An 18,845-nucleotide genomic window follows, 5' to 3' on the forward strand; every position below is an offset into this window, starting at 1 on the left:
GCGTCTCGGTGGTTGCGTACTGGATTCGAGTGTGGGGCAGCTTCCGGAAACTGGTCCTAGAATTCGAACAAATCGTCGTTTCATTCGAGGATTATCGGAGAAATCGTCATGCAGCCTCTGTCGGAGAAGGACCTCGCACTCATCCATGCGCTGCAGGTGGCGCCGCGGGTGCCGTGGGCACAGGCCGGCGAGATCCTCGGCATGCACCCCACCGCCCTGGCGGCGCGGTGGGAGCGGCTGCGCGCCGACGGAATCGTGTGGGTGACCGCCCAGCACACCGGCCGCGCAGCCAACCAGATCCTGTGCTTCAGCGAGCTCATGTGCGCCCCCGCCGAGCGCGGCGCCATCCTCGAGCGGCTCGTTGCGACTCCGCAGGTGCTCTCGATCGACGTGTTCTCGCACCACCAGGCCTTGGCCCTCACCCTCGCGGAATCGTCGATGTCGCGGCTGGTCTCGGACCTGTTCGACCCGATACTAGGGCTCGAGGGGGTCACGGGGCTCGAATCGATGGTCTGCCTCGGGATGCATGTGAGCGCGCAGCAGTGGAGGCTCAACCAGCTTGAGCGCCGGCAGGTGGAGGCGCTGCGGGCTATCGACCGTGGGCAACGCTCCGAGGGCCCTTCTGCGCCGCTCGGGCCCGAGCATGCCGCGGTGGTGGAGTTGCTCCAGCGCGACGGCCGCATCACGGCGGCCGAGGTGGCGCGCCTCCTCGGCCTCAGCCACGCAACCGCGCGGCGCCGTCTGGCGAGAGTGCTGTCCTCGGACGCGGTGAGCCTGCGGTGCGACATGGCACAGGCGGCCAGCGGCTATCCCATCACCGTCCAGTGGTTCGCGCGGCTTCCGGCCGCGGACCACGCAGCGGCGGCCCAGCGCCTCGCGGCCCAGACGTCGCGCCTCCGGCTCGTCGCCTCGGCGACGGGCCCGCGGAACTTTCTCGTCGCCATGTGGCTGCCATCCGTCAACGACATCCTCGCCGCCGAGAGGACCCTTACGTCTGCGGTGCCCGGGCTCGAGATCGGCGAGAGCGCAATCCTGACGCGCCCGCACAAGCGGCTCGGCTGGGAGATCCGCGCGGACTCGTCGACCACGGGGCGCCTTGTCCCGCCACCGTCCCTCGTCGGGTAGGGATGCAGGGGGCCCGCAGGGCACATGCCGTAGGGTGAACCCACATCCCCCAACGCCCCTCCCGAAAGACACCGATGTCCAGCACCCTCTTCACCGATGCCCTGTTCCGCACGCTGGACCCCAGGCACCCCGCCGTCGAGGCGCTCCTGGTCGAGGACGGACTGATTGTGGCTGCTGGAACGGTCGCGGCGATGCGGGAGCGTGCCCCACGGGGCACCGAGGAGGTGTCCTTCGGCGGTGGGACGGCGGTGCCGGGCTTCGCCGACGCCCACATCCACACCGCCTCGCTCGCGCGAGCGATGCACCAGGTGGACCTGCATGCCGCCACGAGCCTCGAGGAAGCCCTCGAACGACTCCGTCCGGTGGTCGCCGAACCTGCCTCGACCGGGTGGATCTTCGGCGGCTGGTGGGACAGCAACCGCTGGAGTGTCCCGGTCCAGCCCGATCGCCGGAGCCTCGATTCGGTCTGCGGGGACCGGCCCGCGGCCCTCACGAGCGCCGACGGCCACACCGTCTGGTGCAACACGGCTGCCCTGCGCCGGCTGGGGATTGACGCCACGACTCCGGATCCGGTGGGCGGCGAATACGTGCGCGACCCCCATGGTGATCCGTCGGGGATCCTGCGCGAGTCTGCGGTATACCAGATCCGTGACCTCGAGGCCCGAGAGGGCGCCGCGACGCTCGCAGACCAGCTCGCCGCTGCCCAGGAGCACCTGCTCGCCGCGGGCATCACGAGCGTGCATGACATCGACGGGCCGGACGCCCTCGCGGCCTTCGAACAGCTGCGGTCCGAAGGGCGGCTCTCCCTCCGCGTGCACAAGCTGCTCCTTGCCGACGGGCTCGACGCCGCCATCGCCCAAGGCATACGCACCGGCGACGGCGACGAATGGATCAGCACCGGCGCCGTCAAGATCTTCGCCGACGGCGCAGCCGGCTCGCACACGTGCCACATGAGCGAGCACTTCCCCGGCGACGAGCAGGACTTCGGCATGGAGGTAACCCCGTACCCCGAGCTCGTGGACCTGGTGCGCACAGCCTCCGAGGCCGGGCTCGCCGTCGCCGTACATGCCATCGGCGACCGCGCGAACCAGCTGGTCCTCGATGCACTCGCCGCGAACCTTGGCGTGAGCGCACGGCACGGGATCCGGCACCGGATCGAGCACGCGCAGTTCCTGCGCCGCGAGGACGTCGCCCGCGTGGCCGAGCTCGGTGTCGTTGCCTCCATGCAGCCGCAGCACTGCCCGGCCGACTACCCGCTCCGGTCCCTGCTGGCCGGACGCGACCTCGCCGCCTATGCATGGCGGAGCCTCCTCGACGCCGGAGCCGTCCTCGCCTTCGGCTCCGACGCGCCGGTGGAGGAACCGAGGCCGCTTCTGGGCCTGCACGCCGCCATCACGCGCATGACGCCGGCCGGGGAGCCTTCAGGCGGCTGGGACCCCCACGAGCGGATCACCGCGGAGGAGGCCCTGCACGCCTACACCGTCGGCACCGCCTACGCGAGCGGCGAGGAGGACCTCAAGGGCCGGCTCGCACCCGGCATGCTCGCCGACTTCGCCGTGCTGGACACAGACCCCTTCGCGTGCACGCCGGATGCCCTGCCCGAAGCCAAGGTGACCGCCACAGTGGTGGGCGGCCAGGTGCGCCACTCGGCCTGACATACCTCATCATGAGGGCATGAACTTCCGCCGACTCCAGTACTTCCTGGCAGTGGTCGACGCCGGCACGGTCACTGCGGCCGCCGAGCACCTCCACATTGCCCAACCAGCATTGAGCCGCCAGATCAAGACGCTCGAACGCGAGCTGAAACTGGCGCTCTTCGAGGCCCAGGGGAACCGGCTCGCGCTCACCTCGGCCGGACGCGCCCTCGTGCCGGTGGCCAGGCGGCTCATGGTCGAAACACGCGGCTTCGAGGAGGCCGCCGCGGTCCTGCGCACCGGCCGGGTCGACCACCTGGTCGCGGCGACCACGAGCGCCTCCCTGCGCGGCTTCCTTGCCCCGTTCATCGCCACCACAGGGCCCGACGACCCGGCGATCATCGCCCGCGAAGTCCCGCACTTCGAGATGAGCGAATCGCTGCGCCACGGCTGCGACCTCGCCATCTCCCCCGCCGCCCCGGACGGCACGCTGGCCAGCGTCCCCCTCGGGCGAGTGCCGCTCAAGGCGTACGTTTCCGCCGACCACCCCTGGGCCCGCGGCGGGATCACCGAACTCCCGCTCGAGGCCCTCGACGGCGAGGACGTCGTGGTTCCCTCGCACCACAGCGCGAGCCGGTACATCCTCGACGATGCCCTCTCGCGCGCCGGCGTCGGCTTCTCCCACCTCACGGAGTGCGATGACGGGCAGACGATCATCGCCCTCGCCGCGGGAAGCCACGGCATCGGGATCACGACCGACCAGCCCCTCTACGGCGCCCATCCCGTTGCACTGCGCGGGGCCGACGCGGCCATCATCGATCTCGGGCTCCATGCCACCTGGATCCCCGGACACTTCGCCGAGGAGACCATCCGGCAGATCGCGCTGCGGATCCGCCTCTTCCTCGGGGACCAGCAGTCGGTTTCCCAGAGCTGATCATGCCGTGAGAGCATGCAGTTGCTGCCAAAGTTGTATTAGACAGCATGAAGATGGCCCTCGCAGACTGAGTCCATGCTGTTCGACGCCCTCTTCACCCACGGCCGGTTCCATACCCAGGACGCCGGACGTCCGACCGTCACGTCCGTAGGCGTCCACCAGGGCCGCATCGTCTCCTTCGACGACGAGCTGCCGCCCGCGAGCTTCCGAACAGTGCACGACCTGCGCGGGGCGACCGTGGTGCCGGGCTTCCACGACGCCCACTACCACCTCTCCCATGTGGGTCAGGCCAGCCTTCAGCTCGACCTGCGCCCCGCCCTCGTCCGCAGCCTCGACGAGCTGCTCGCCGCGGTGGAGCGAGCGGCAGCAGCGCCCGCCAACGGCAGTGGCTGGGTCATCGGCTCGGGCTACGACCAGAACTACCTCGGGGCCCACCCCACGGCCGAGCAGCTCGATGCCGTTTCGCATGGCCGCCCGGTCTACCTCATCCACAACTCGCGCCACATGGGCGTGGCCAACACCGCCGCCTTCGAGGTCGCGGGCTTCCCCGGCCGCCGCGGCGCCGTGGCGCCCGACGGCGGCGCCGTCCCCACCGATGGCAGCGGACGCGCCGTCGGACTGCTGCAGGAGACGGCCCGGGCCCTCGTGATGGACGCGATCCCGGCGACGACCGCGGCCGACGTCGCGGACTACATCGCGGCCGGCTCGCAGGCGGCCCTCGCCGTCGGCCTCACCTCGATCACGGAACCGGGCCTCGGTGCGCCGGAGGGCATCGGCATGTCCCGCTGGGACGTGGCCGGCTACCAGCTCGCCCGCGAGCAGGGCCGCCTCGGCGTCAGGGCAACCGTCATGCCCTACCTGACCACCCTGCACCGGCTCGACGGCGCCCAGACCGGGGGCCACCCGCACTACGGCCTCGATCTCGGGATACGTTCGGGACTCGGCGACGACCTCCTGCGCCTCGGCCCCGTCAAGGTCCTGTCCGACGGCTCCCTGATCGGCCGCAGCGCCTTCATGCTTGACGACTACGAGGCCGACCTGGTCGAAGGCTGCCACAACCACGGCATGCTCCAGTTCCCCGAAGAGGAACTGCGCGAGCGGCTTCTCGGCGCCCACCTGGCCGGCTGGCAGCTCGCCGTGCACGCCATCGGCGACGGCGCCCTCGACGTCGCGATGGACATCATCGAGCAGGCCCAGACCCTGGCACCCCGCCCCGGCGCCCGCCACCGCATCGAGCATCTCTCGGTCGCGAGCGACGCGCAGATCGCCCGCGCCGCCTGGCTCGGCATCATCCCCGTCCCCCAGGGCCGGTTCGTGAGCGAGCTCGGCGACGGCGTCCTGGGGGCACTCGGGTCCGAGCGGGCCCGGCTCGCCTACCGCGTGAAGTCCGTGCTCGACGCCGGCATCGAGATCCCGGCCTCGACGGACGCGCCCGTCGTGGACGGCAGCCCGATCCTGAACATCCACGATCTGGTCAACCGCCGCACGGCCTCGGGCGCCGAGTTCGGCCCGGACGAACGCATCACCGTGGCGCAGGCCGTCCGCGCCTACACGGTGGGCAGCGCCCACGCGGTCCACCAGGAGCGCGAGAAGGGCTCCCTCGCCCACGGCATGCTCGCAGACTTCGCCGTCCTGTCCCAGGACCTCTACTCGATTCCCGCCGAGGCCATCGCCGAGACCGAGGTGACCGCGACGGTCGTCGGCGGCCTGCCCGCCCACGGCACGCTCTGAACCACCCCCTCGTATCACCCGCACCACAAGGAGCCCCCATGACTGCCTCGAAGCACGCCGGTCAGGCGATCGTCGAGTCCCTCGCCCTCCACGGCGTCCGCCGTGTCTTCGCCGTCCCGGGCGAGTCCTACCTTGCCGTCCTCGACGGCCTGCACGGCTCGGGCATCGAGACCGTCGTGGCCCGGCAGGAGGGCGGCGCGGCGTACATGGCCGAGGCGCACGGCAAGTTCACCGGGCAGCCCGGAGTGGCCCTGGTGACCCGCGGCCCCGGCGCAGCGAACGCCTACGTGGCGATCCACTCGGCATGGCAGGACGGCACCCCGATGGTCCTGTTCGTGGGCCTGGTGCCGATCGCGGACCGCATGCGCGAGTCGTTCCAGGAGTTCGACCCCAATGCGTGGTTCGGCACCCAGGCCAAGCGCGTCTTCGTCCTCGACGAGCCCGGGCGGGCTTCCGAGGTCGTGGCGGAGGCATTCTTCGCTGCCCAGTCCGGCCGGCCCGGACCGGTCATCGTAGGCCTGCCCGAGGACGTGATCCGAGGCGGGTTCGCCGGTCCCCTCGTCGAACCGATCCCGGTTTCCGAAGGCGCCGTCTCCGCCCGCGAGCTCGAGGGCCTCACCGCCGCCCTGGCCCGCGCCGAGAAGCCCCTCCTCTACGTGGGCGGCCAGCGCTGGACCCCCGAGGCCGCGGCCGCGATTACGCGGTTCGCCGAGGCCAACGGTATCCCGGTGGCCCAGGACTGGCACGCTTCCGACCGCGTCCCCTTCTCCTCACCCGTCAACGCCGGCTCGCTCGGCTACGGCCGCTCCGCCGCCGCGGCGCGCATGTTCGACGAGGCCGACGTCCTTGTGGCGGTCGGCGCCCTCCCCACCGACGTGCCGACCGACGGCTTCACCCTGCGCCAGCGTCCCGACGCGGTGAACTACCTCGTGAGCATCGACACCTCCCTGCGCGGCCGCTCGGGGGCCGTGACGGCCCACGTCCTCGCCTCGCCGGTCGCCTTCGCCGAGGCGGTCGACGGCGTGCGGCTGGGCCGGGCGGCCGACTGGGACTCCTGGCGCGCCAAGGGCCACGACGCCCACCGGGCTCTCGCGACGATTGGCGACTACGAGGCGCTCCCGGCCACCGCCCAGGGCACCGCGCACATGTCCGTGGTGGTCGGCGAGCTCCTCAACCATGTGCCCGCCGACACGGTGAACACCCTCGGAGCCGGAAACCACACGGCGTGGGCGCAATGGTTCATCCCCACCGAGGTCTTCCCGTCCCAGCTGGCCACCCGCAACGGGTCCATGGGCTACTCCATCCCGTCCGCCGTCGCCGCCTCGCTCGAGAGCCCCGAGCGCCTCGTCGTCGCGGTGTGCGGCGACGGCGAGTTCCTCATGAACGGCCAGGAGCTCGCCACCGCCGCCCAGTACGGCGCCGCCATGCTGGTGATCGTTATGGACAACTCCCAGTTCGCCACGATCCGCGACCACCAGGAACACCACTACCCCGGACGCGTCTCCGGCACCCAGCTGTCCAACCCCGACTTCGCCGGATTCGCACGCGCCTTCGGCGCCCACGGCGAGACCGTCACCGACGACGCGCAGGCCCAGGGCGCCGTCGAGCGGGCCCTCAAAGCCGTCACCGAGCAGCGCAAGCCCGCCCTCATCCACGTCATCACCGACCAGGCCATCAACCTGCCCTAGCCCCCGCCCCAGCTCGAAGGAGAGAGAGCATGAGCCTCTACCAGGTCACCAACCCCGCCACGGGCGAGGTCGTCGCCGAGTACCCCACGGCCACTGACGCCCAGATCCAGGACTCGACCGCGAAGGCCGAGAAGGGCTTCGCCGCGCTGAAGTCCCTGGATGCCGAGGACCGGGCAGCGCTCCTGCATCGCGTCGCCGACCTCCACGCCGAGCGCCGGGACGAGCTCGCCGCCACCATCACCCGTGAGATGGGCAAGCCGATCCTCCAGTCCGGCTTCGAGGTGGACATTGCCGTGTCCATCTACCGCTACTACGCCCAGAACGGTCCGAAGTTCCTCGAGGACGAGGTGCTCGACGTCGTCGCGGGCGGGACCGCCGTGGTGCGCAAGGAGGGCCTCGGGGTGCTGCTGGGCATCATGCCGTGGAACTTCCCGTACTACCAGGTGGCCCGCTTCGCCGGCCCGAACATCATGAACGGGAACTCCATCCTGCTCAAGCACGCCCCGCAGTGCCCCGAATCCGCCCTGGCGATGGAGAAGGTCTTCGCCGACGCCGGCGCCCCCGGGGGCGCGTACGTGAACCTCTTCGCCACCAATGACCAGGTGGCGGACATCATCGCCGACCCGCGCGTGGCCGGCGTGTCCCTCACCGGCTCCGAGCGCGCCGGCGCTGCCGTGGCCGAGATCGCGGGCCGCAACCTCAAGAAGGTGGTGCTCGAGCTCGGCGGCTCGGACCCGTTCATCCTGCTGGATGCTGACGACGTCGACGAAGTCGTCGGGCGGGCCGTGTTCGGCCGCATGGTCAACGCGGGCCAGGCGTGCAACGCCGCGAAGCGCTTCGTGGTCCACGAGGACGTCTACGACGACTTCCTGGCTAAGTTCACCGCGGCCCTCGGCGCCGTGGAGCCCGGCGATCCGACGGACCCGACGACCTTCCTCGGCCCGCTCTCCTCGGTCGCCGCCGCCAACGGGCTCGAGGCGCAGCTGAAGGGTGCGGCGGCCGCAGGCGCTACCGTCACCCTGGCCGGCGGCCGGGTCGCGGAAGGGTCCACGTTCTTCAAGCCGACCGTCCTCACGGACGTCACCGCCGACATGGAGGTCTACCGCCAGGAGCTCTTCGGCCCCGTCGCCATGGTGTTCAAGGTCTCGGACGAGGCCGAGGCTGTGCGCCTGGCCAACGACACCCCGTTCGGCCTGGGCGCCTCCGTCCACACCACCGACCCCGAGAAGGCCATCCGCGTGGCCAACCAGATCGAGGCCGGCATGGTGTTCATCAACGAGCCCGGCGGCACCGCCGCCGAGCTCCCTTTCGGCGGCATCAAGCGATCCGGCGTGGGCCGCGAGCTCGGAAAGTCCGGTATGGACGAGTTCGTCAACCGCAAGCTCGTCCGCACGCTCAAGTAGTCCCCTGCCGCGACGCGTGGCCACGGGAAGGGCCCGGCACTCACGACGAGTGCCGGGCCCCTCGACTCCCTGGTGCAGACTGCGGCACTCCCGAGGAGTCGGCTCGGCGCCGCCGAGGACCAGCCGCCGGCGGCGACACCGAGGGGACTGCGCGGCGAGGCAACGAAGGCGGCCACGCGACGTCGTGCGTCGCGTGGCCGCCTCTGTTTGCTGTTCCGGAACGCCGCCGGCGATCGGGGGGCCCTTTCCTAGGAGGCCCCGTCCGCGGCGTGTGTGAAGAGCTCGCCCAGAATGCGGGCACCCTTACGGATGTCCTCGATGGACGGAAGGCAGAAGCTCATGCGCAGCTCCCCGTGGCCGGAGCCGTCTGTGTAGAACGCTGTGCCGGGCACGTAGACGACCCCCTGCTCGATCGCCTCGTAGACGATGGCCTCGGTGTCGATCCCCTCGGGCAGCGTGATCCACAGGTAGAAGCCGCCGGAGGGCTGATTCCAGGTGGTCCCCGCAGGCATCACCTCGGCGAGGGTCTCGACGAGCGCCTCGGACTTGGCACGGTAGATGCCGCGGTAGGCCTCCAGCGTGTCCTTCCACGAGGGGTCGTCGAGGTAGGCGCTCATCAGGAGCTGGTTGAAGACGGCAGGGTTGAGCGCACCGGTCTCGGCGGTGTTCACCAGATGGCCGTGCAGGGCCTTCGGTGCCAGAACCCACCCTAGGCGCAGGCCCGGGGAGAACATCTTCGAGAACGAGCCGAAGTAGAGCGTGATGTCGGGGAACTCCGGCTGGATTGCGGGCATCGTCCGCCCGTCGAAGCCGAGGAGTCCGTAGGGGTTGTCCTCGAAGATGAGCAGCCCTTCTCCGCGGGCGATCTCGCCGAGTCGCCGGCGGCGCCCGAGGGAGAGGTTGACGCCGCCGGGATTCTGGAAGTTCGGGATCGTGTAGATGCCCTTGGGAGTCTTGCCCGCCGCCCGGACCTCGCCGATGAGGCGTTCGAGCTCCTCCGGGACGAGGCCCTCGGCATCGCTCGGAACATGCACGATCTCCGCCTCGTAGCTCGTGAACACGGCCATGCCCCCCGCGTACGAGGGACCTTCCGCGAACACCACGTCGCCGGGATTGACAGTGACCCGGGCTGCGATGTCGAGCGCCTGCTGCGAGCCCGCCGTGACGATCACGTCGTCGGCGGCCGCCGTGATCCCCTCGAGCTCCATGATCGCGACAATGTGCTCGCGGAGGGAGGGGATGCCGTTGCTCGCCCCGTACTGGAGCGCGACGGCCCCCTCGTCGGCGAGGATTCGGCGCGCGTCGTCCGCCAGCCGGTCGAACGGGAGGCCACCCAGGTAGGGGGCGCCGTTCGCGAACGAGATGATGCCCGGGCGCTGCGCCGACCGGAAGACCTTGCGGACCTCAGACGGACGGGCCGCCTTCACGCGGTCCGAGAGTACATGGTGGAAGGTCTCCTGACGGATGGCCGAGGACTGACTCATGGGGGCTCCTTTCGGAAACGACGGAAGCAACCGGGGACGCCAGGGCGGCGGACAGTTGAGGTCTGGGTTCAACTATCCGCCGCCTTGAAGATGCTGTCTAAGACTTTTGTTGACTGATCTCAATACCGGGGGGGCATCGAAAGGCAGGACGTTCATCTAGTCGCGGGACTCAGCGGTGAGGGTGGACGGGCGACGCCGGCGGATCACCTCATAGCCGAGGGTGATTATCGCGAGGAGCGCGACCGTGCCGAGGATGGAGATCCACCACGTGTCGGAGACGCCGGGCAGGACCATCGAGGCGAACACCGCCACGAGGACCATGATGCCGGCCCATGTCGTGACCGGCGCACCCGGCATCCGGAACCCGACCACCGGCAGCCTGCCGGTGTCCTGCAGCTTCCGGAGCCTGAGCTGGCAGGCGAAGATCGTGATCCAGAGGATGATCATGCACACCGCCGAGGCATTCAGGGCGGTCTCGAAGACGGACACTCCGCCGAAGAACGCGGTCATGGCCACCCCGAGCAGGTAGAAGCCGCCAATTCCGGCCAGGGCCCCCACCGGGACGCCGCGCCCGTTCATCCGGCAGGCGAAGGCGGGCGCCTCACCGTTGGCAGCCAGCGTGCGGAACGCCCGGGTGGTGGCGTACATGGTCGCATTGATGCCCGAGAGCGCGGCGGTGAGCACCACGAAGTTCATCACGGATCCGAGCCACGGCACGTTGAACGAAGCGAGCGCCGTCACGAACGGGGACTCCGTGGCGGAGTACTGCCCGCTCGGCAGGAGCATCGCGAGGATGAGGACCGAGCCGATATAGAACACGATGATGCGGAAGACAATGGCCTTGATCGCCTTGGGCATGATGTCGCGGGCATTCTTCGCCTCACCGGCCGACACCGCGGAGATCTCGACGCCGGAATAGGAGAACACAGCACCGACGCTCACGAGCGCCACGATCATGACCCCGTGGGTGAAGAACCCGCCGTTCCACAGGTTCGCCACCGAGGCACCGTGGCTGAAGCCCATCGGGCCTCCCGCGAACACGATGACGAGGCCTGCGACGATGAACAGGACGATGGCGATCACCTTGACCGAGCTCGCCGCGACCTCGATGAACCCGAACGAGCGAGCGGAGAATAGGTTCGAGCCGACGATCAGGAGCCAGGCCACGAGTGATGGGACCCACGGCGCGACCGAAGGCCACCAGTACTGGATGTACACCGACACGGCCGCGATCTCCACCAGACCGATCAGCGAGCCCAGCACGGTGGTGATCCAGCCGGTCAGGTGGGCCAGCCGGTCCCCGTACAGCTCGCGGGCCCACGAGACGAACGAACCCGAGGTTGGACGGTGCATTACGAGCTCGCCGATGGCCCGGCCGAGCAGGTACACGACCGCACCCGTGGCCAGGTACGCGAGGATGAGCGCCGGGCCAGCCGCGGCGAGCCGCGACCCGAGGCCCAGGAACAGACCCGTCCCGATGGCCCCGCCGATCGAGATCATCTGGATCTGGAAGTTGGACATCGTCTTGCGGTAGCCGGCATCGCCGGGCTCGACGAAAGACGGCGCCGCAGCCAGATCATCGTGGCCGGCCGCGCGCGAGGTCGCAGTCATAGGGTCTCCTCAGAGGAAATAGGGGGAAGGCCTCACCATGATCTGCCTCACAGATGATGCCGGTCCAAGACCTCTTGGGCCTCTTGGTCATGCCTCCTTGGCATCAGCACAAGTCCATGCTGCCTCAGGCGGCGGGCGCCTCCCGCCCAGCCCCGCGGAAAGAGCTTGAGCGTTCCGAACACTGAAGACGCGCGGGCGGCGTCGAGGATCCCAGGGGCCGTGAGCTGCCCGCGCCGGACTCCGCACCCGGCAGCAGCGAGAAAGATTGTTGAACAATCCTCTCGATTGATGCATGCTTGGATCACCACCTCGTGAGACGGAGATCACCCATGGCAAGCATCGACCTCAACAGCGACGTCGGCGAGTCCTACGGCAACTGGACCTTCGGCGACGACGCCGCGATCTTCGAGAGCGTCTCGAGCGCCAACGTCGCGTGCGGCTTCCACGCCGGCGACCCGAGCGGCATCCGGGCCACGTGCGAGGCGGCGGCCGCGGCCGGCGTCGTGATCGGCGCCCACCCGGCGTACCGCGACCTCGCGGGGTTCGGCCGGCGCTTCATCGACGTGACCCCGCGCGAGCTCATCGACGACGTCATCTACCAGATCGGTGCGCTCCAGGGCCTGGCCCGCTCGGCTGGCACCGAGGTCCGCTACGTCAAGCCGCACGGCGCGCTCTACAACGCGATCGTGCACCACGAGACCCAGGCGAAGGCGGTCGCGAAGGCCGTCGCCGAGGTGGCCCCGACCCTGCCGCTGCTCGTCCTGCCGAACTCGGAGATCCAGCGCGCGGCCGAGGCCGCGGGCCTGCGCACCGTCACCGAGGCGTTCGCCGACCGCGCCTACACCCCCGAGGGCACCCTGGTCTCCCGGCGCGAGCCCGGCTCGGTGCTGCACGACCTCGACGGGATCGTCGAGCACGTGCTGCGCATCCTCGACGGCAAGGTCCAGGCCATCGACGGCAGCATCGTCCGCATCGCGGCGGACAGCATCTGCGTCCACGGGGATACCCCGGGCGCGGTCGCCATGGCAGCCCGCATCCGCGCGGCCGTGGCCGAGGCCGGCGTCGGAATCGCGAGCTTCGCGTGACCGCCCGCGCGGCCGCAGTCCAGAGCCAGGTCATCGGCCTCCGCCCCGCCGGCGACCGCGCCGTCCTCGTCGAGCTGCGCACCCTCGGCGCCGTCCTGGCCCTGACCTCCAAGCTCGCCGCGGCCCAGCACGCCGGCGACCTCGCCGTGGTCGACGTGGTGGCCGCCGCGACCACGGTGCTCATCGTCGCGGAGTCCCCCGACGCCGTGGCCCGCGCCGCCGCGTACGTCCGCGCGCTCCACCTCGAGGACGCCGGGCGCGCGCCCGGCCGGCTCGTGCAGGTCGAGACCGTCTACGACGGCGCCGACCTCGACGAGGCCGCGCGGCTCACCGGGCTCTCGCCGGAGGCGCTCGTGGCCGCGCACAGCGGCACGGTGTGGGACGCCGCGTTCGGCGGCTTCGCCCCCGGGTTCGCCTACCTGACGCACGACGGCGCCCCGTCCGTCCCGCGGCGCTCCTCGCCGCGCACCGTGGTCCCCGCCGGATCCGTGGCCCTCGCCGGCACCTACTCGGCCGTCTACCCCGGCGAGTCCCCGGGCGGCTGGCAGCTGGTCGGACGCACCGACGCCGTGATGTGGGACCTCTCGCGAGACGATCCCGCGCTCGTGGCGCCCGGAGACCGCGTGCAGTTCGTGCCCGTCCGGGCGTCTGCTTCCCTCGCGGCGTCCGCGTCCTCCGTCGGCGAGACCGGACCGACAGCGGCCAGCCCCGCGGAGGCGGGGCTCGTCGTCGTGCGCGCGGGACTGCAGACCACGGTGCAGGACGCAGGCAGGCCCGGGCGCGCTGCGCTCGGTGTCAGCCCCGCGGGCGCGCTCGACCGGGGCGCGCTCCGCCGGGCCAACCGCATGGCCGGCAACGCCCCGGACGCCCCGGCCCTCGAGGTGCTCCTCGGCGGACTCGAACTGCGCGCAGAGCAGGACCAGGTGCTCGCCGTGACCGGCGCCCGCGTCCCGCTGCGGATCAGGCCGGCCGATGACGCGCAGGGACATGACCCCTCAGCGCAGGGACATGACCCCTCACGGGGGAGGGAGGCGCCGCTGGACGCCCCCTTCGCGCTGCTGGCCGGGGAGACCCTCTCCGTCGGCGCGCCGACCCGCGGGCTGCGCACCTATCTGGCGGTGCGCGGCGGCCTCGATGCCGAGCTCGTGCTCGGCAGCGCCTCGACGGACACGCTCTCCGGGATCGGCCCCGCCCCCCTCGCCGACGGGGACGCCCTCGCCGTGGCCCCGGCCCGCGGCGCGCACGTCGTCGGACTGCCGGAGATCCCCCCGCCCCTGCCGGACCCAGCCCTGCCCACCGAGCTGCGCGTGCTCCCCGGGCCCCGGCAGGACTGGTTCACCGACGCGTCCGCACGGGCCTTCTTCGAGCAGGAGTGGACCGTCACGGCCCAGTCGAACCGCGTGGGCGTCCGGCTGGACGGCGCCCCGCTCGAGCGCGCCAAGGACGGCGAGCTCACGAGCGAGGGCACCGCGCGCGGCGCCATCCAGGTCCCCGCGAGCGGCCTGCCCGTCCTGTTCCTGGCCGACGCCCCGGTGACCGGCGGGTACCCGGTGATCGGCGTCGTCGTGAGCGCAGACCTCGACCTCGCAGCCCAGCTGCCGCCCGGCGCCCCGGTGCGCTTCGTCCCGGCGCCCGGCGCCGCCCCCACGACCCCCGAAGGAAATGCCCATGCGTAAGGTCCTCATCGCCAACCGCGGCGAGATCGCCGTCCGGATCGCCCGCGCGTGCGACGACGCCGGGCTGGCCAGCGTCGCCGTCTACGCCGACCAGGACGCGGACGCCCTGCACGTCGAGGCGTGCACCGAGGCCCACGCGCTCGGCGGCACCGCACCGGCCGAGACGTACCTCGACGCCGAGAAGCTCCTCGCCGTCGCGGAGCGCTCGGGCGCGGACGCCGTGCACCCCGGCTACGGCTTCCTCTCCGAGAACGCCGGTTTCGCCCAGGCCGTCCTCGACGCCGGCCTGGCCTGGATCGGCCCCTCCCCCGCGACCATCCGGCTCCTCGGAGACAAGGTCAGCGCCCGCGAGGTGGCCGTGCGCGCCGGCGCGCCGCTGGCCCCGGGCAGCGACGGGCCCGTCGCGAGCGCCGCGGAGGTGCGCGCCTTCGCCGCCGAGCATGGCCTCCCGGTGGCGATCAAGGCCGCGTTCGGCGGCGGCGGCCGCGGCCTCAAGGTCGCCCGCGCGCTGGAGGAGATCGAGGAGGCCTTCGACTCGGCCGTGCGCGAGTCCCGCGCCGCGTTCGGGCGTGAGGAGTGCTTCGTCGAGAAGTTCCTCGACCGACCCCGGCACGTCGAGGCCCAGGTGCTCGCGGACACGCACGGCAACGTGATCGTGGTCGGCACGCGCGACTGCTCGCTCCAGCGCCGCCACCAGAAGCTCGTCGAGGAGGCCCCCGCGCCGTTCCTGACCCCCGAGCAGCGCGAGCGCATCCACTCCTCGGCGAAGGCGATCTGCCGCGAGGCCGGCTACGTCGGCGCGGGCACGGTCGAGTACCTCCTCGACAGCCAGGGCACCATCAGCTTCCTCGAGGTCAACACCCGCCTGCAGGTCGAGCACCCCATCACCGAGGAGACCTCCGGGATCGACCTCGTCGCGGCTCAGCTCGCGGTGGCCGACGGCCAGGTGCTGCCCGCCCTCGAGGACCCCGAGCCGCGCGGCCACTCGATCGAGTTCCGCATCAACGCCGAGGACCCAGGCCGCGGCTTCCTCCCGGCCCCCGGCACCATCGACCGCTTCGCCCCGCCCACGGGCCCCGGCATCCGGGTGGACGCCGGCGTCCGGGACGGCTTCACGGTGCCCGGCCAGTTCGACTCGCTCCTGGCCAAGCTCGTGGTCACCGGCGCGGACCGGCAGCAGGCCCTGCGCCGGGCCCGCCGCGCGCTGCGCGAGTTCGAGATCCGCGGCCTCCCCACGGTGCTGCCCTTCGACCGGGCCGTCGTGGACTCCCCCGCCTTCGCCGCCGAGGACGGCACGTTCGGCGTCTACACAACGTGGATCGAGTCCGAGTTCGCCGAGGAGCTCACGGCCAGCCCCGAGTTCACCGCCCCGGCCGCGCACGACGCCGGCCGCCGCACCTTCGCGATCGACCTCGACGGCCGCCGCATGACCCTCGGCCTGCCCGAGTCCCTGCTCGCCGGGCTCGCGGCCGGCGCCGTGGCCGCACCTGCGGCAGGCTCCGGGCCGGCGGCCTCAGCGCACGACGCCGGCGCACCCTCCGCGGCGGACCTCACCGCCGCGATGGGCGGCACCGTGGTCAAGTGGCTCGTCGAGCCCGGCACCGACGTCGAGGCCGGCGCCGGCGTGGTGGTGCTCGAGGCCATGAAGATGGAGACCACCGTGCAGGCCCACCGGGCCGGGACGGTCGGCGAGCGGGCCGCGGCAGCGGGCGACACCGTCGCGCCCGGGACCGTCCTGACCACGATCGGCGGCTGAGCGGCGTCGGCCCCGCGGCGGAGCGCGACCGAAGCCCGGCCCCGGCCACGGATAGGCTGGCAGCATGACGTCCGAGGGGGTCCTGCAGAGCCTGCGCCGCGCCGCGGGGAACACGAAGCACGCCGAGACCAGCTCGTGGGTCGCCGCGCAGCTGCGCCAGGCGATCGCCGACGGCCGCCTCGCCCCCGGCGCCAAGCTCGCCGAGGAGGAGCTGCGGGAGGCCCTGGGGGTCTCCCGCAACACCCTGCGCGAGGCGTTCGCGACCCTGACCACCGAGCGGGTCGTGACCCGCATCCCCAACCGGGGCGTGTTCGTCTCGCACCCCACGGCGGAGGACATCCGGGAGATCTACCGGGTCCGGCGGCTCGTCGAGCCTGGGGCCCTGCTGTGGTCGCCGGCGCAGCCCACGGACGGGCTGGCCGGCGTCGTCCGCACCGCCCGGGCCGCTGCGGCGGCCGGCGACGTGGCCGCCATGGCGGGTGCGAACCAGGAGTTCCACCGGGGCATCGTCGCCAGGGCCGGCAGCGAGCGGCTGAGCGCGCTCATGGAGCAGGTCCTGGCCGAGATGCGCCTCGTGTTCGCCACGATGGGCGCCGACCCGCGCTTCCATGAGCCCTACGTCGAGCAGAACGCCAAGATCCTCGGCCTCCTCGAGGCGGGCCGGAACACAGAGGCGGCCGAGGCCATGGCCCAGTACCTCGACCGGGCCGAGCACCAGCTCCTCGAGGCCATCGGCAGCTGACGCCCCGCCCCCTCCCGTCTGAGAGTCACCTCCTGGGAGTCACATCCCCGCCGGTGGGCCCCGTCTGAGAGTCACCTCCTGTGGGCAACCCACGAGAAGTGACCCCCAGAAGGTGACCCCCCAAGGATTGTTCAACAAACCCCTTGATTGATTGTTGAACAACCCGATATGCTCTAGCTCACAGCGCCGCGCCGCGCACTCACCGGGGCCTTGTCGAAGGGCTCGTGCACTCCCACCGGAATGGACCATCATGCTTGTACTCATCGGGGTACTCCTGGTCATCGTTGGCTTTGCCATCCGAATGAACCCCCTCGTCGTCGTCACCGTGTCGGGCATCGTCACGGCGCTGCTCGGCGGCCTCAACCCCCTCCAGATCCTCGACGCCTTCGGCTCCGGCTTCGCCAGCAGCCGCTCGGTGACGATCTTCGCGGCAGTGCTGCCCGTGATCGGCATCATCGAGTACTCCGGCCTCCAGGAGCAGGCCAAGAACCTCATCGGCAAGCTCGCCAAGCTCACCGCGGGCCGCGTACTCCTCGCCTACCTCGCAATCCGCCAGCTCACCGCCGCGGTGGGCCTGACCACCGTGGGCGGCCACGCGCAGACCGTGCGCCCGCTCGTGTTCCCGATGGCCGAGGGCGCGGCAATGCGCCGCTACGGCCACGTGCCGGAGAAGGTCAAGGAGAAGATCAAGGGCCACTCGGCGGCCGCGGACAACGTGGGCGTGTTCTTCGGCGAGGACGTCTTCGTGGCGGTCGGCTCGATCCTGCTCATCACCACCTTCGTGGACACCACCTACCACCTGCACCTCGAGCCGCTCCAGCTCGCCCTCTGGGCCATCCCGACGGCGATCGCGGCCTTCCTCATCCACGGCTTCCGGCTGCTGCGCCTCGACCGGGCGCTCGACCGCGAGTACGCCGGCACCACCCGCGATGACGCGGACAACGATGCGGACAGCACCGCCGCCGTCGACGCCACCACCACCGAGCTGGGAGACGCCAAGTGATCAACGTCGAAGCCGTCTACTGGCTCATCGGGGCCCTCTTCATCGCGTGGGCATCGCTGATCGCCCGGGACGAGAACCACCCGCACCGCGTGGGCGCCTCATCCTTCTGGGGCCTGCTCGGCCTCTGCTTCTTCTACGGCACGTGGGTCACCGCCGGCACCGCCCCGGCGTGGGTCCTCGGCGTGGCTGTCCTGATCCTCGTGGCCCTCGCCGCCACCGGCCGCCTCAAGCATGGCCGGCCTCGGACCTCCACCCCGGCCGAGCGGGTGCAGTCCGCCGCGAAGTTCGGCAACCGGCTCTTCGTCCCAGCCCTCGCCATCCCGGTCGTGACGGTCATCCTCGTCCTCGCGGCGCCCGTCCTGACCGTCGGCAAGACCCCGATCCTGGACCCCAAGAACACGACGCTCGTGGCGCTGGCCATCGGCGCGATCGTGGCGGCCGTCCTCGCCGTCGTGCTCCTGAAGCCGAAGAACAAGCTGAACCCGATCATCGAGAGCCGCCGCATCCTCGAGTCGATCGGCTGGGCCGCGCTCCTGCCGCAGATGCTCTCCACCCTCGGCATCCTCTTCACCAAGGCCGGCGTGGGCACGGCCGTCGGCACGCTCGCGACGGCCGTGATGCCCAAGGGCTCGCTCATTGCCGGCGTGATCGTCTATTGCCTCGGCATGTTCATCTTCACCATCCTCATGGGCAACGGCTTCGCGGCGTTCCCGATCATGACGGCCGCGATCGGCTGGCCGGTCCTCGTCCAGCAGTTCCATGGCAACCCGGCGATCGTCTTCGCGATCGGCATGCTCGCGGGCTTCTGCGGGACCCTGTGCACCCCGATGGCCGCCAACTTCAACCTCGTCCCCTCCGCGCTGCTCGAGATGAAGAACAAGTACGGCGTGATCACCGCCCAAGTCGGGACCGCGATCCCGCTGCTCGTGGTCAACACCGCCCTCATGTACTTCCTCGCGTTCTAGGCGCACCA

The 18,845-nt window shown here is 71.2% G+C and carries 14 protein-coding genes; 12 read left to right on the forward strand and 2 right to left on the reverse strand.

Annotation, left to right across the window (positions count from 1 at the left end; translation table 11 throughout):
* Positions 1–108 precede the first annotated feature (108 nt).
* From ACYVKZ_RS00185 to ACYVKZ_RS00210, 6 genes are all read left to right on the forward strand, one after another.
* Positions 109–1,125 carry an AsnC family transcriptional regulator gene (locus ACYVKZ_RS00185; protein WP_460989956.1) on the forward strand — a complete coding sequence of 339 codons (1,017 nt, stop codon included), beginning with the start codon at positions 109–111 and terminating at the stop codon, positions 1,123–1,125.
* 74 nt (positions 1,126–1,199) lie between these two features.
* Positions 1,200–2,780, forward strand: coding sequence for an amidohydrolase (locus ACYVKZ_RS00190; protein WP_460989958.1), 1,581 nt, complete (start codon positions 1,200–1,202; stop codon positions 2,778–2,780).
* Positions 2,781–2,799: 19 nt separating this feature from the next.
* Positions 2,800–3,693, forward strand: coding sequence for a LysR family transcriptional regulator (locus ACYVKZ_RS00195; RefSeq protein ID WP_460989960.1), 894 nt, complete (start codon positions 2,800–2,802; stop codon positions 3,691–3,693).
* Between the two features lie 75 nt (positions 3,694–3,768).
* Positions 3,769–5,424: an amidohydrolase gene (locus ACYVKZ_RS00200; protein ID WP_460989961.1), complete on the forward strand. Its 1,656-nt coding sequence runs from the start codon at positions 3,769–3,771 to the stop codon at positions 5,422–5,424.
* Between the two features lie 38 nt (positions 5,425–5,462).
* Entirely contained in the window at positions 5,463–7,112 is a 1,650-nt protein-coding gene (locus tag ACYVKZ_RS00205) for a thiamine pyrophosphate-dependent enzyme (protein WP_460989962.1), read from the forward strand.
* Positions 7,113–7,141: 29 nt separating this feature from the next.
* Positions 7,142–8,515 (forward strand): NAD-dependent succinate-semialdehyde dehydrogenase, encoded by a 1,374-nt coding sequence (locus ACYVKZ_RS00210; RefSeq protein ID WP_460989964.1) that lies wholly within the window; start codon positions 7,142–7,144, stop codon positions 8,513–8,515.
* 248 nt (positions 8,516–8,763) lie between these two features.
* Here ACYVKZ_RS00210 and ACYVKZ_RS00215 read toward each other — a convergent pair whose 3' ends face one another.
* Together ACYVKZ_RS00215 and ACYVKZ_RS00220 are read right to left on the reverse strand one after the other, a co-directional pair.
* Positions 8,764–9,999, reverse strand: coding sequence for an aminotransferase-like domain-containing protein (locus ACYVKZ_RS00215; RefSeq protein ID WP_460989966.1), 1,236 nt, complete (start codon positions 9,997–9,999; stop codon positions 8,764–8,766).
* Between the two features lie 156 nt (positions 10,000–10,155).
* Positions 10,156–11,610, reverse strand: coding sequence for an amino acid permease (locus ACYVKZ_RS00220; RefSeq protein WP_460989967.1), 1,455 nt, complete (start codon positions 11,608–11,610; stop codon positions 10,156–10,158).
* Positions 11,611–11,939: 329 nt separating this feature from the next.
* Between ACYVKZ_RS00220 and ACYVKZ_RS00225 the strand changes: the two genes are divergently transcribed.
* The 6 genes from ACYVKZ_RS00225 (at position 11,940) to ACYVKZ_RS00250 (ending at position 18,837) form a co-directional block, all read left to right on the forward strand.
* On the forward strand, positions 11,940–12,695 hold the full coding sequence (locus tag ACYVKZ_RS00225; RefSeq protein ID WP_460989968.1) for a LamB/YcsF family protein: 756 nt from the start codon (positions 11,940–11,942) through the stop codon (positions 12,693–12,695).
* On the forward strand, positions 12,692–14,371 hold the full coding sequence (locus ACYVKZ_RS00230; RefSeq protein ID WP_460989969.1) for a 5-oxoprolinase subunit B/C family protein: 1,680 nt from the start codon (positions 12,692–12,694) through the stop codon (positions 14,369–14,371). The genes ACYVKZ_RS00225 and ACYVKZ_RS00230 overlap by 4 nt, the downstream gene beginning before the upstream one ends.
* Positions 14,364–16,127, forward strand: coding sequence for an acetyl/propionyl/methylcrotonyl-CoA carboxylase subunit alpha (locus ACYVKZ_RS00235; RefSeq protein ID WP_460989971.1), 1,764 nt, complete (start codon positions 14,364–14,366; stop codon positions 16,125–16,127). Before ACYVKZ_RS00230 ends, ACYVKZ_RS00235 begins: the two co-directional genes overlap by 8 nt.
* A gap of 64 nt (positions 16,128–16,191) precedes the next feature.
* A complete protein-coding gene (locus ACYVKZ_RS00240; protein ID WP_460989973.1) occupies positions 16,192–16,869 on the forward strand; it encodes a GntR family transcriptional regulator in 678 nt (225 codons plus the stop codon).
* Between the two features lie 250 nt (positions 16,870–17,119).
* Positions 17,120–17,872 carry a DUF969 domain-containing protein gene (locus ACYVKZ_RS00245; RefSeq protein ID WP_460989975.1) on the forward strand — a complete coding sequence of 251 codons (753 nt, stop codon included), beginning with the start codon at positions 17,120–17,122 and terminating at the stop codon, positions 17,870–17,872.
* Entirely contained in the window at positions 17,869–18,837 is a 969-nt protein-coding gene (locus ACYVKZ_RS00250; protein ID WP_460989977.1) for a DUF979 domain-containing protein, read from the forward strand. Before ACYVKZ_RS00245 ends, ACYVKZ_RS00250 begins: the two co-directional genes overlap by 4 nt.
* The last annotated feature ends 8 nt before the right edge of the window (positions 18,838–18,845 follow it).

Source organism: Sinomonas soli, from assembly GCF_054782415.1.

Coding starts and splice junctions, on each gene's coding strand:
- ACYVKZ_RS00185 (WP_460989956.1), top strand. CDS start 109: ATGCAGCCTCTGTCGGAGAAGGACCTCGCACTCATCCATGCGCTGCAG.
- ACYVKZ_RS00205 (WP_460989962.1), top strand. CDS start 5,463: ATGACTGCCTCGAAGCACGCCGGTCAGGCGATCGTCGAGTCCCTCGCC.
- ACYVKZ_RS00245 (WP_460989975.1), top strand. CDS start 17,120: ATGCTTGTACTCATCGGGGTACTCCTGGTCATCGTTGGCTTTGCCATC.
- ACYVKZ_RS00220 (WP_460989967.1), bottom strand. CDS start 11,610: ATGACTGCGACCTCGCGCGCGGCCGGCCACGATGATCTGGCTGCGGCG.
- ACYVKZ_RS00225 (WP_460989968.1), top strand. CDS start 11,940: ATGGCAAGCATCGACCTCAACAGCGACGTCGGCGAGTCCTACGGCAAC.
- ACYVKZ_RS00215 (WP_460989966.1), bottom strand. CDS start 9,999: ATGAGTCAGTCCTCGGCCATCCGTCAGGAGACCTTCCACCATGTACTC.
- ACYVKZ_RS00210 (WP_460989964.1), top strand. CDS start 7,142: ATGAGCCTCTACCAGGTCACCAACCCCGCCACGGGCGAGGTCGTCGCC.
- ACYVKZ_RS00190 (WP_460989958.1), top strand. CDS start 1,200: ATGTCCAGCACCCTCTTCACCGATGCCCTGTTCCGCACGCTGGACCCC.
- ACYVKZ_RS00235 (WP_460989971.1), top strand. CDS start 14,364: ATGCGTAAGGTCCTCATCGCCAACCGCGGCGAGATCGCCGTCCGGATC.
- ACYVKZ_RS00240 (WP_460989973.1), top strand. CDS start 16,192: ATGACGTCCGAGGGGGTCCTGCAGAGCCTGCGCCGCGCCGCGGGGAAC.
- ACYVKZ_RS00195 (WP_460989960.1), top strand. CDS start 2,800: ATGAACTTCCGCCGACTCCAGTACTTCCTGGCAGTGGTCGACGCCGGC.
- ACYVKZ_RS00200 (WP_460989961.1), top strand. CDS start 3,769: ATGCTGTTCGACGCCCTCTTCACCCACGGCCGGTTCCATACCCAGGAC.